A 13017-nucleotide genomic window follows, 5' to 3' on the forward strand; every position below is an offset into this window, starting at 1 on the left:
GACATGTCAAAAACTATTGACCGAAAGAATACCAAAGGTTTCCTCGACGCTGGTCGTACCATTTGATACGAGCTCAATGGCTTGATCTTTCAACGACTTGAAACCGAATTCTTTAAGTTGAGATATTTCTGGACGTTCTTTTTCACGAATCACAGCTCTAAGTGATTCATTGATAGGAATAATTTCAAATAATGCAGCTCTTCCCTTGTACCCGGTATGGAAACAAGAAGGACAACCTTTCGCGACCTGAACCTTATTCGTTCCAAAGTTCTTTGAAGACAATTCTGAGGGAAGTTGGACCTCATCGATTGAAACTTCTTGCTTACAGTTGTTGCACAGTTTGCGCACCAAACGCTGTGCTACAGAAAGATTCAAGGTTGACGATATCATGTACGAAGGCACCCCCATATCCATCAATCGATCGATGGTTCCCCATGCTGATTGTGTGTGAATGGTAGAAAAGACTAAGTGCCCAGTAAGACTAGCCCGTACGGCCATTTCCGCAGTTTCTTTGTCTCGAATCTCCCCTAACATAATCACATCAGGATCTTGACGGAGGAATGCTCTTAGAGCCTTCGCGAAAGTCAGTCCTATCGCTTCATTTAATTGAAGTTGATTGATTCCTTCTAATGTATACTCGATCGGATCTTCAACGGTGATGACATTGCGTTCGGTTTGGTTGAGGTGTCGCAAACTCGCGTAGAGTGTTGTGGTTTTTCCCGAACCTGTTGGCCCCGAGATTAACACAATCCCTTGAGGTTTTTGAATCCCTTCCATGTAGATTGTCATCTGATTACCTGCTAGACCAATCTTATCAAGCCGAACTTCAGAAGCATCACGCTGCAGCAATCGCAACACTGACTTCTCACCGTACAAGGTGGGTATGATCGATACACGTAAATCAATCGTCTCGATACCTATATCCATCGCAATTCGTCCATCTTGCGGACGACGTTTCTCTGAAATATCAAGCTTCGATTGCACCTTGATCTTGTTGATAAGCGCCGGATAATCCCGTAGTTCCAGTGCGTGCCTTTCGAGCAGGTGTCCGTCAACCCGCATGCGCACTCTTGCTCTGTGCTCGTAGACTTCAATATGAATATCAGAACTGCCCAACTGATCTGCCTCTTGAACGAGGCGAACCAAGAAGTCTTCGGAATAGTTCATGATTTCTGCTCCATTCTGAGCATTGTCTCTACCATAGTTAGTAGAGAGCATGACCATCAATTCATCCTGTGAAACCGTATGCACTTCCACGGTCTTACCCAGCAAAAATTCAACTTCTCGTAAAGTATCAGTTTTATCCCCAAGGGTGTCAGAATAGACTTCAAGCGAGCTGCTGTGATCTGTTTTTGGAACCATGCGGTACTCCCATGCCATTTCTGACGAGATGGCTTGTCGTAATTCTATGTCAAGTTCCTTAAGCTCCATAAGTTTGAATGTAATACTGAACGCAGAAAGCTAAGATGGCTACAATTCCGCCATAACTCACAAAGGGCACGGTATCATTTTCATTTTTTCTAAACAGCAGGTGCAGTATGGCAGCTGATATAAAGCAGGTGATGGTTACCCCAAGCCAAAACTGAGGGGCAAAACATGGTGCCAATGCTACCAAAAACAGAACGTCTCCTAGACCAAAGTATGATTGGAACAGTTGGCGCCAAGGCAGTCTCTTAACCAATAAGTAACCGATAATCGTGATAAGGTAGATGGCAACGATCAGCTCATTCAATAAGAGTTGATCTAACCAAAGTTTAATTCCTATTTGTCTTATGAAAAATGCATTTAGTGCGAATGCAAAGTAGGCCATATGCCATGCCTTCACTTCCCGCTCTCGCCAATCATCACGGATCATCAATAGCAGAAAAAAGAGCGCAAGAAGAACAGGTATGACTTCAATCAGGAACAACCTCTCGTAAGGTTTTATCCTGATCAATCTCCCATACGTTGTACTCGCCATCTCCATCAAAATCTACCACAGCAGTAGCACGAGCCAAGAAACTGTTTGGACTCGCATTGACAATCTCAAAGTCATACTTCCCATTACCACCCTGCGTCACCAGTTTATTTTCTTCGAAGTGAATCGCATTTAGGTCTTCACTGTATTTCGAATGGGTGAAGAAATAGGTCTTCTGAAAACTATGAATAATCCCCAATTGCTGCTGTGCTTCTAAACTATGCGCATTCGATATCAACCCCGTGAAATTCGGAAGTGCCATCAAAATGATGATCCCGATTATCGCGAGTACGATGAGGAGTTCCATGAGGGTGAGGGCGCGTAGTTTGGACTCGTTCATTCTCGTATATATTATTGATCAATGAATAAAGTTAATCGGTTTGTTTCGAATTATTCGTTACCCAAATCCAATTCTTGCATCTTAATCGCGAACAATTTTGAAGAAAAATTTCAGAATTGAACAGCTGGTTTAAGGGTCCTCGGTGCTACTTTCTGTTGGATCGTAGTACAAGGATATTCTCCCTTCAAGACCAAATAAAAGACTCAAAGCTCCCCCAAACCCTGCTTCAAGTCTGTCATTTTCTGTGCTGTAACCCGCATGAAGATTGACAGACCCTCCTGCAGATACCACAGACCCACCGAAATCTACCCTAATTCCCAATCCTTCCAAAAGCGGCATATCTGTGCCTACTGACCCTCTCAATATTCCAGCTCTGGCACCGGCATCTACGTCTAAGCCGATAAACGGATTCTCTTCTGTTCCTTGAAGGTCCACGTGAGCCTCAGCGAATAAAAAATCACCATCTCCTCGGAGGCTAGCGCTTCCATCCGATGTACTAATCTGAAAATCGGCTGATGCAACGGATACTTCTGCTCGTGCATGAACACCATAGCCATCAGAAGTTGCATATGCTTCAGCACTAGGCCCTTCAAATCTGGCATGACTCATGCCACTATCACTAGCAACTAAAACATCTCCAGCACTCGCTTTAAAACCATTTTCGCTGAATTCTATGTAACTACCCCTTCCGCCTTCTCCAATAGTCTGGGTTCTTTCTGCATACAATTCACCTTGCGCGTCATAATATCGATATACCCTTTGGTCAACTGACGCCTTGACATTGATTTCTTCATGAGATAGCTTCTTATGCTTATTTCCTTCACCATCATACCATACATTGTAGACATATACTTTTTCAAGCCCTTCAAGTTCAATTGAGTTTATTACTACATTTTCAGAAAAGGTGTATGGAGAATTATGAGGATAATTCGGAGCTAATGGATCCAAGCTTAAGAATCGACCAATTCTCGAATCATACACGCGATATTTGTAACTGGCTGCTCCGCCTAAGAACTCTTCATCTTCCTCTTGCCCTTGGAAGCCGTACCTGAAGTCATCACCTGAGAACCCTCTACTAGGCATCTGCATACCGAATGGATAGTGATTTGCAATTGCTTGCAAATCTCCTTTTGACTGGTTTACATCTGGCTCGCCACCCACCATTTCTATTAATTTCTTGTCACTGAACAGAGCTCTACTATTTGCCAAGTGATCCACTATTTCATAGGATCTTTCACCTAATGCCCGGCCAAAGTTTGCCTGCTGCTGTTCGTTGTCAAAAATCTTACTAACCTGTTTTGAAAGACCCGATGTGTAATCACGTTCTACAGCAATAGCCCATCCGCTAACAGAAATCATATCATCGCTTAGCACAGAAGAAACTACTGGTTGCGGCGATGGATCATCAGCATCCCCCACGAGAACTATATCGTCGGCTGCACCTTTTACCATCATCATTTCACCATTTATTGTTCTTCGAACATCTCCCACTCCTGCGGCAATAGGGTCTTGGCTTCCACTAAGTACATTCGTTCTGTACAATCCTGCAGTTCCCGTTTCACCTGTGAGGTAAGTATCGTTACTACTCGCCCCAAACTTGCTCATTGATACATACAATGATTGTGATGAAGAAGAAAAGTCTAAGTCTTCAACAATGGTAAGCATGTCAAGAACATTATTCGAAATAATGGCGGCACCAGACATTGTTTCAGAGAGCTGATAAGTTCTCAGCGCATCTTGAAACAATGAATGGTCATATTTGAAAGACAGCAGATTCCCGTTCGGTGAGATACGGATCGGGTTTCGATCTGTCGAAGAAGAGCCCGCTCCAGCTGTATAGGAGTCTAGGACAATCTCCTCGAACGTCAAGTCTCCTTGGTTCATCTGTATGACCACAACTTCTTGAACGAATGGGTTATCCTCACTTGTTCTAGTGGCATAGACATGAATCAATCCACCAGCACGATGATCTTCAATGATCGCGAGATCGTGCTTGTAAGCGTGATTTAGCGAACTCACAGGAACGTTTGTTTCCACGATCGCGCCCATGTTCATTCCGAATAATGTGAACCCAGGCTCTTCCAAGTCTATAATGTGGCGGTATACAACATCATCTTCACCTACAGTGAATAGTGCAAACCGTGAAGAATTCCCTAATTGCGCTGCTTGCATTGAACCGTTCGAGGAAGCAATGATTGGTTCATCTGTTAGGTTCTGCATGATGAAACCGAAACGGTTGTATACCAGTGTAGCGTCGCTTGAACCATTCAAGTTAGCGAAAGACACACTATAGAATACCGGAACCCCATCTTGGTCTTCAGTCAGCAAGACATTTTCTCCTAGGACCGCTCCTTGAGCCATCACCGTGGCCAGACCAGGTGCTTGAACGGGTGCCCCTGAATCATCTGAGTAACCCAACAAATAGGCCTCGTTCGAAGTAATCGTTGTGGTGGCATTCGACATGGTGGTTGTTTGATTGTACCCTGTCCATTGCGCAGAATTTTCAGTTACACGAGTGGTATTCGGCTCTATAATCATTGGTCCAAAACCATCGATGTAATCAATCGTTCGTACTACTGGTTCTTGTAGGCGTTTGTGTACACCTATTCGACTTGCTCCATAAATTGGTTGTTCTGTCAGTCGATACGTTTCTTGGTAGCCACCTTCATAGGTGAAAGTTGACTTTGTGTAATTGGCGGTGATATTTCCCGAACCGTCACGAACGTAATAGGTATATATCCATTGGTCTTGATCAACCAACTGGTTATTGGAAGCAAGCCCAGTGTACTCTCGTGGTTTTACGATTTTCACCGCTCTATTCCCATCTACATCATAGATGAATTCGAGGTCGCTAAGTTCATGCCCACTTGTGGTCCTAGTAATACGCTTGATCTTACCACTCGCATTCCATTCTATCTCATCTATGGATTGTTCCGTATCGGAAATTAGATTTCCAGTTTCATCGTAAGTGTAACTAGAAATTCCCTCAAAATCGGTTTGGTATCCACTAGAAGAAATGGCATCAGCTACTTGAATTAACTGATTCTTGCGATCAGCCATTGGCACCCCTTGGTTATAGTAATAGGACAATTCATCCATACCGATTCCTGCTTCGCCGTGACCATTCCTGTTCAAAGACATGATATTGCCATTGGCATCGTAGGAATAATCAACGGCATAGTCTTGTGTCGCATTCCAAGAACCCAGCCCAGGATCACCTACATAGTATTGGAAATCTCCTGACTTGATTCGATTTAACTGGTCATAGCGGTACTTGTAGGCAGTCTTCTGTTGGTATTGAAGATCAGTTCCTGCTGGAAGAACAGAATAGTCGAAGTTCGAAGACCAAGTAGCAATGTTTCCGTTATAGAGATTACGATCGGCATCTGGGGTGAGCCCAGCGTTAAGGCTATTAAACTCAGAATTTGTCTTCACGAAGTCTCCTTCATAGTACGTCAGCACCATTCCGAACAAATCATCCGCAAACTGATCATCCAGTTCACTGGAAAGAAGATCGTCGTGGTTAATCGCTTTAATCCACCCTTGAAGCGTGTAAGCGTAATCAATTCCTTGAATTTTATCCTCACCTATTTCAAGACGGGCAAGAGGTCCGTGTTTGTAATAAACATATCGTGCGTCTTGATCCCAAATCACCTCATCCGTAGATGTGTATACGTTAGTCAGTCGATTGTCAGCGTCGTACTCATATCGATGATAGAATTGATCTGGCTCCCCATCGCTGTAACTGAATTGGGTTACATTGCCGGAGAACAAATCATAATCGTACGCCATGAATCGCGTACCAATTCCGGGAACCGATTGAGCGAGCCATTCTACATTCCCGTGAACATCGTAACTGTATTTATTAGCCGTCTGATCATCGATTGTACTGAAATCACCATCTTCATCATAGACACGTGAACTGACCCGGTTCTGCAGATATCTTTGAGCTTTGCCTTGGTAAGCAATTGACGCTGATTCGGAGTATCGTGCTCTATTTACTTCTTTCGCATTAGGAGCCCAAGCCATGTTATTGACATGGGCACTTGGGTTACCGTCTTCGTCATCACATTCCCCCGACTCAATTGGACGCCCTAATTCATCATATTTTGAGTAGGACAGTTTACTGTCCACCAACTGTTGAGCATCTTGAGAATAGCGCAATTGACCAATGGCATCGTAGAACATATCCTTATCTCCCCCATCCGGAGTTGAAGTATGGGTTAGTTGCGCTAGACTGTTATATCCATACTGCGTGATAAAGCCATGTTCTGGCAGATCGTTATCAACATCCGTGTAAACCACTCCTTCCGGTGGTATCGTTCGATGTAGATTTCCAGCACGGTCATAGTAGAATAGCGTGTAATGGTGGTACCCTAATGAATAACTCACTTGGAATGAGTCATTCAAGTTCTCAGGTGATGCACACTCTTCTTCGTACTGCGCTTCAAATTGATCTAAGTATTCTTCTTGAAAGTCGAAATTCTGTTGATCAAGAGAAAGCTCAATCGCTTGAATAGCTAAATCTTCACACGAAGGAATCGCAAGGTATTCACCTGCTGGAACGGTCAATTCTTGCCATTGGAAACAGAATGGTTCGAAGCTACACGCAGGAACTGTCATAGGATCTGATAGTTCAGATGTAGTGCCGAAGATTGCAAGCCAATCGTAGATATCACTATTTGGCGTGGCCGCTGTGTAATATTCTGGCCCTCCATTGGAGAAATAAGACAATGATGCCCTTGAAACGGTTACCGTTGCAACAAGTTGATCTCCTTGGTTATATGTTGGGTGGTCCTGTAACCAATCGAAAGTCCACTCTCCATTTATATCAGTGATTGTTGTCCCAAGATATTCAGGAGCTTGATCAATCGTATTGGTCTTGTACAAATTGATGTAACAGTGTTCACATGGATTCAATCCGTCTGAAGCAGGCCCGGTCTGTAAGTCTGCCGCGAAACCCTCAATATGATCAACCGTTAGCGAGTTAATATCGATCATTGGTGGTACCGCTCGGTAGTTATAACCTAAAGTTGAGTAAGAACCAATTGCCTTGGTGCAATTGAAAATACTATTTCGATGAATCGCGGTACCATGACCTTCAGTATTGCCTGTTTGGAATCCAGCGTTGTTATTTCTCACGCCGAAGCTTCCGCCAACGATCCAGTTCCCTCTGCCGACTTCCCAGCCACCAATGAGGTTATGAATACTTGGTGGGTTAATTTCAATGCCTGCTAAACTGAAACTTAGGCCTGGATCTCCTGCCATATTGGTCCCAATAACATTACCCATCGCTGCATTGAACCTACCTTCAAATACGATCGCCTTGGAGTTAATTCCAGATCCGGAAGTAAAAACACAGTTGTACACTGCAGCACTTGAGAAAGATAATTCAGTATCTTCACCGAAGCCTAAATCGTACGTTCTTACCGCAATATTTTCATAAGTAGATGCCACATGAAAACCTAGGCCAGAGACGATTAGACTCCCCTCCACATCAAGAATTGCAGAATTCAACGAGGAATAAACGTTGGTATTTCTTATGCTGATTACAGGGCCTGAAACATCAAATCCAGATCCAGTCGAAGAGTATCCATCGATATATATGTTTCCTGTAATGATAGGTAGCTCGTTGACAAGATCGATGACTACAGGATATGCGTCCAAATCAAAGAGTATTCGTGCGTTGCCTGTAGGTGCATTATTAGCCAGTTGAATGGCTTCTCCTAGAGAAATGAGCCCATCTGCTGCATCGTAGACATCTTGATCTGTATCGACTATATATGTATTGAAATCAAACCCTTCAACTCCTATCAACCAAGGAAAGTGTATCCATGCAAGATCTTCTGCAGCTGAGGTTAAATCGTCGTAATTGACTACTAGTGTATTGTTGTACAACCCCAAATCCAGGAATTCATGGTCTACAGGAGCAATGGAGTAGTTGGTTGGTGAAAAGACTGTTTCATCGATCACATCATATCCTGGTGCACATGAGCCAGACCCATCAGTAGGTTGGATATCAAATCCAGCCGACATCACTTGTTGATACAAGTTCATTTCTTCAGTGGTTCCAGCAGTTAAAAACTCTCCCAATCCGTCGTACTGAGGAGTTAATTGACAGTCTCCTTTACAATGTTCGACCATGGCATTGACCATGCACTGTACCTCTGACCACGTGTAGCTGAAAAAATCAGGGTTGGCCAAATCTACCGGGGCAATAGGTGTGCTCCCTGAAATGTATTCTAAGCCATATGTGTAATCCTGAACGAGATAGTTCTCATCGAAGTCTTGGATATACAATCCTTGTGCATGAATCATTTGAATAATGCCTGTCTCGAAGGCATCTCTTCGTGTTTCACATACATCTTCACAAACAGAAATGAGATCTTCTACAGGTTCCGTCGCAGATAAATACCCATTGTAGGGAGCTTGACCTTCGACACATGCCGCGAAGTCTTGCCACGCCAAACGCGAAGCGAAATTCCCCGAGAATAAATTCGGTGAGGCTTCATCGTCCCCGATTAAACAAGACGGAGAGACACAACCGAAAATTAGTTCTTCGCATGCGGTGCTCGCGGCAGGGTTGTAGTAAATCCATCGGTAGGCGTTCTCGCGGGCCTTAGAGGCGATGAGCGTGTAACCTTCAATGCGTTTGCCTTGGCATTCTACAAAGGCATCTACGACATCGTAGTCTAGACTGGAGTCTGAACCATCCAATGCATTGTAAGTGTCTTGATAAGTCTGGGTGAGCATCATCCAGCACATCCACATCTCAGAGCATTGGTAGTTTTGATCCCACACAGGAGATACATTTTCCGGAGATTCCAAAGGATCCACTCCTTGATAGAAAGTGCTAAAAGTGCTCTCGTAAGGGTGATCCACCATGTTGTTGATCAAATTCACAAACTCTGCCTGAGAATATTCTCCAAGGAAAGCATCACCGTATACAAACGACTGACCATCCCAGTAGTTAACAAAGTGGTTGTAGAAGTAATCGCCTAACGTTTCCCCTGCATCAAGTGACGGGCAGTAATTTTCATCGCAAGTTGAGACTGGTATAGAAACGACATAACATCCCGGAATAATTTCGAGGTCAACGGACTCTGGGTAGGTGTTAGCGTCATCTAGGTTCCAATTCACATCATTGTAACCGTCTCCATCAGAATCATAGGTACCGTTGGCCTGTAGATAAGACAAGACTGCATCATAATCACCAACCTCGAGCAAGGTTTGGAGTACACTTAAACCAGCATCGGCATTGGCTTGGTATTGTTCCTCTAATAAATTTAAATGATGATCAAGCCAAGAGATCGGAGTCTCACCGTCAGTGTTCACGTTGTTGACATGTACCTTTCTAGTGAAGGTGTATGTGCCAGGAGGTAAATCCCACGAATTCACATAGCTCCAGGTCTCAGGTGTCCAACCAGGATCACCACAGTTCAATTCAGAACTTGGAATGGCGTGAGTAGCTACCAAGCCTAAGCTGGCTAGTTCAGGACAGCTATTGCTCTCAACCCAAATCTCAATGATATAATCACATGATGAACAATAATTGGCACACAAGGCGTAAATGTCATTCGCGGTAATCGAATAGTCTATCGAGACCACCGTGCTGGGCTCTTCTACGAGTGTTACTTCGTGCGAGGAAAAAATGGTATTAGGCCCCATCATCATATCAGACTCAATATCTTGAGTCACTATTAGTGGGTCATCATTCGCACTGTCCAAATGTTCCAATGCGCCTTCAGCTCCTGTTCTAGCCAAACATGTTGCAATGGTTTGACCAGATTTAGAGGTGTAGGTCACGTTCGCTACTTTATTCGGATCAATCGTAATCGTTTTAACCACTGTTTCGGCATCTGGTGCTTCATCTCCAAATACACGAATCAGCTCATCATCAGCCACTGCTGTAGTATGCACTATAGTTGTTCTTGAATTTGGACTGGTCGCATCTCTCATTCTGAAAGTTTCGCCTAAGCCAGCTTGCTCAATAGCACGGTCCGTTCCGTCATTGCTGAATCTTACCCGGGTGTATGGATATCCTTCAGAAGAAGGAATTCTAGGGTCTGGATTTAGATCACTGTAGTAATCGAAATAAGGATTTCCAGAAATATCGACTGGATTTGGATTTTGGTGGTCACGATCGAAATGCTTTGCAGTGAAAAGCACTCCATCTGATTCTGTCATGAAGTGATCGATATATCCAAGGGTCTTCTGTCCGGTTGGAATCGCCATTGAAGTGACTGCAGGTCGTCCCATGTAATCCATTACACTCTGTTGAGCAACGACCTTCCGATTTGACTGACTTAGCGCTTGATTCTGGGTGGATTGCAACAATCCGTTGGCAAACGACAATTGCTCTGCAATCTTTACGTTCTCAGCAAAAGAGCGTGAGTAAACCCAATTTCGGTCTTCATCGAATTGTTGGTAATAACCCACCACAGGGCCAGTGCCGATATCATAGGTTCCATCAGTATTATCGTAAGCTACGGGTGAAAGATCCTCAGGCGTTGTAGACCATACACCATAATTCCGTTCATCTGCCAGTCCGTCAGAATATAAATTCCCAATTGGCCTTACTCTCCAAATGTAGAATCCCGTTCCTTCCATGAGAGATAGCGAAATCTGGGTAGCTCCATCTTCTACCTCAACCTGTAGGGCTTGGCTCCAATCTACGAATCCAGAGACTTGTGTTTCTATTAATGTTGAATTATCGGGCATGGCACCTCCCGGTGCCCCGTTAAATTCATGGTACAGTTTAAGCAACTGAACTTGATAACCCGGGAACTCTTCAACACAACCTACCGGACTCCATTGCATGACAGCTTTACCTGTTTCAGTATCAATGTAGAATCCAGTGTTCTGCACAAGTGGTCCTCCGAAAGAGACGTTGCTTACTCCGTATTTGAACTCTTCTTCGTACGAACAAATTAAACGCACCGCGTCGGTTCCCACAGAGTTCACTGCACTGTAATTCGAAACGGTAATTAAAATGGCGTGTGTTTCTGGATGAATTTCTGTGAATGGATACCTAAATACCTCTTCTGGTTCATGTTGATTAATCAACATATCGGTCGTTTTTGAATCCAATAGCTGTGTCATTCCTGCGTCAGCAAAGAAATCAACTTGTAGGTCCAAACCATACCCGAATTCATTCATTCCGTATTCATAAATATCCCCCATATCAAGACGGATATTCACGTATGCATGGTCAATCTGTTTGTCAACGCAAACTTGTCCTTCACATCCATTGATAAAGAGTGCCTGAGAATTAAAGCTTGCCAAATTTCCATCTCCGATAGTGAACTGACTTACTTCAACCAGGTCATTCGGGTGCACATATATTGAAATGTCTTGCGTCGTTCCTTCTCCACATCCTGATGAATTCGCTGGCGTAACCTGAAGAGAATAAGTTCCTTGATCAGGCCAATTCACCGAAATCTGATTCGTCCCTTGTCCAGAGGAAATCCATGCGTTATTTCCTCCTTCTATATTCCACGTATAGCTAGAGGCGTTATTGACAGGATCCACCATATATGAGTAGGAATCAGTCGGACTGTCGCAAATGGATGACGGACCTTGGATTGGCCCTGTTGGACTTGGAGGATTTGCTAGACTTAAGTTGATTGCGGTCGTCTCTGTACCACATGAATTGATAGCAGTTACTTCAACCATTCCCGAAGTAGCATAATCATCAATCGCCAAGATGAACTCAGGATTCTCACCTAATGTAGGAAGGATAGCAGAATTGATTTCTGTGAAGTTTTCGTTTAGGAAGGTAACACCAGAACCTCCATTGTAATTTAAGGTGTATTGAACGTTCTCTAGCCACGGGTTTGCCCAGAAATAATCGAAGCACGGATCAGTCTCTGCTTTCGTAGCTACTTCTACCTCAACCATTCCTGTTGAGCTACAATTTATTCCTGAAAGATCAGATAAGGGGTTCGCCTCGAAAACGCTGTATTGACCAGGGTCAGCCATCACGATTATATCTCCCGAATCCCCATAAGGATTGGCATCACACCCCGTATAATAAGCCTCCACCGTAACACGATGATAACCCACTGCATAGGGGTCAGAACTGTCAAATTGATAGTTCAATTCTGGGCCTGTCGAGACTGTAATATCTTGATCTAAAATCGAATAGGAACCATCGCAATCTTGTCCATAAGAATCAATGGTCCAATGATATTCAGCTGCATCGCTAGTGGCTGAAGCAGATTCTGAAGTTAACTGCCATGAAAAATCAGTGTCTACACACACCTTTTCCTCATTCAAGAGGTTGTCAAGGATTGGCATGACTTCATCGATTCCATCATCCCCGATAACGAAACTTACACTGTGCAAGCACAGAGGGTTTCCTCCCACGCAATCCGTAGAAATACTTATAAACGTACCTTCCGCACCGCATTGAGTGTTAAGCACGAGATTATCACCGTCCAGTTCCACTCCAACAGTTTCAGTGAGAATTTCGGTTCCTTCGATCAATAGAGATGTACCTGAATTTACACTCACATACCATCGAAGTCCGACACAGAGAGTACAATTTTCAATGCTTATCGTGTAAGAATTCCCCTCTCCTTCTTTGATATCTTCAAACCCAGTGGATTCAGGCGATATTACTTCCATACTCTGGCCAATACTCACAAGAGATAGTCCGCATGCAATAAGCAGCAATAAAACACGACCAATTTTCAAGTTCTTTAATGTAGTTCTCATG

General features: G+C 43.8%; 4 protein-coding genes. All 4 read right to left on the bottom strand.

Features of this window, described 5'->3' with window-relative positions; genetic code table 11:
* Window positions 1-6: 6 nt before the first annotated feature.
* The 4 genes from RA156_RS09135 to RA156_RS09150 all read right to left on the bottom strand — a co-directional run bounded on the left by RA156_RS09135 (window position 7) and on the right by RA156_RS09150 (window position 13016).
* Complete coding sequence (locus RA156_RS09135; protein ID WP_306639611.1) at window positions 7-1431, bottom strand: GspE/PulE family protein; 1425 nt, start codon at window positions 1429-1431, stop codon at window positions 7-9.
* Window positions 1421-1909 carry a hypothetical protein gene (locus RA156_RS09140; RefSeq protein ID WP_306639612.1) on the bottom strand — a complete coding sequence of 163 codons (489 nt, stop codon included), beginning with the start codon at window positions 1907-1909 and terminating at the stop codon, window positions 1421-1423. The genes RA156_RS09135 and RA156_RS09140 overlap by 11 nt, the downstream gene beginning before the upstream one ends.
* Window positions 1896-2297: a type IV pilin protein gene (locus RA156_RS09145; RefSeq protein ID WP_306639613.1), complete on the bottom strand. Its 402-nt coding sequence runs from the start codon at window positions 2295-2297 to the stop codon at window positions 1896-1898. Before RA156_RS09145 ends, RA156_RS09140 begins: the two co-directional genes overlap by 14 nt.
* 129 nt (window positions 2298-2426) lie before the next feature.
* Window positions 2427-13016 (bottom strand): RHS repeat-associated core domain-containing protein, encoded by a 10590-nt coding sequence (locus RA156_RS09150; RefSeq protein ID WP_306639615.1) that lies wholly within the window; start codon window positions 13014-13016, stop codon window positions 2427-2429.
* Between the last annotated feature and the right edge of the window lies 1 nt (window position 13017).

Source organism: Sanyastnella coralliicola, assembly GCF_030845195.1.
Taxonomy (GTDB): domain Bacteria; phylum Bacteroidota; class Bacteroidia; order Flavobacteriales_D; family Sanyastnellaceae; genus Sanyastnella; species Sanyastnella coralliicola.

Excerpts from the sequence above, each read along its gene's own strand:
- RA156_RS09135 (WP_306639611.1), bottom strand. The coding sequence starts at position 1,431 with ATGGAGCTTAAGGAACTTGACATAGAATTACGACAAGCCATCTCGTCA.
- RA156_RS09145 (WP_306639613.1), bottom strand. The coding sequence starts at position 2,297 with ATGAACGAGTCCAAACTACGCGCCCTCACCCTCATGGAACTCCTCATC.
- RA156_RS09150 (WP_306639615.1), bottom strand. The coding sequence starts at position 13,016 with ATGAGAACTACATTAAAGAACTTGAAAATTGGTCGTGTTTTATTGCTG.